Below are 341 nucleotides of genomic sequence, written 5' to 3'. Positions count from 1 at the left end.
ATCAACAAGACCATGTCAGGTCTGCTGAAGCTGATCTTCCCGAATGGAGGCGAGACAGAAGCCGAAGTTGAAGAACTGCTGCGCTTTGCGATTGAATGCCGAAAGCGGGTGAAGGATCAGCTCCTGCGGATCGACAGCACCTTTGAGGCAGCAGATTTCCATTACATCGCATCGGATGGCGCAAAGCGCGCCGTCGCCACGCTGGAGGAAGAGGAGTTCCCCCAGTTCTACCACCGTCGATCAACCGACGATGGAAGTGAAGGTATGAAACAACAAGAGATTGGGTTGGTACCGGCAGAGCCGGTCTCAACGGTGGCTGCTTCCGCAGCACCTGCCGTTGC

At 56.0% G+C, this 341-nt stretch carries 1 protein-coding gene; it reads left to right on the top strand.

All coding sequences use genetic code 11. From position 1 onward, the window contains the following. The coding region (locus tag HBA93_RS19690) for a BREX system Lon protease-like protein BrxL (RefSeq protein ID WP_221724415.1) at window positions 1-341 on the top strand (341 nt) is incomplete at both ends.

It is taken from the genome of Ochrobactrum sp. SFR4 (assembly GCF_019730395.1).
Taxonomy (GTDB): Bacteria; Pseudomonadota; Alphaproteobacteria; order Rhizobiales; family Rhizobiaceae; genus Pseudochrobactrum.
Note: the sequence above shows the minus strand (reverse complement) of the source record. Positions and strands in the feature narration are given on the sequence as shown.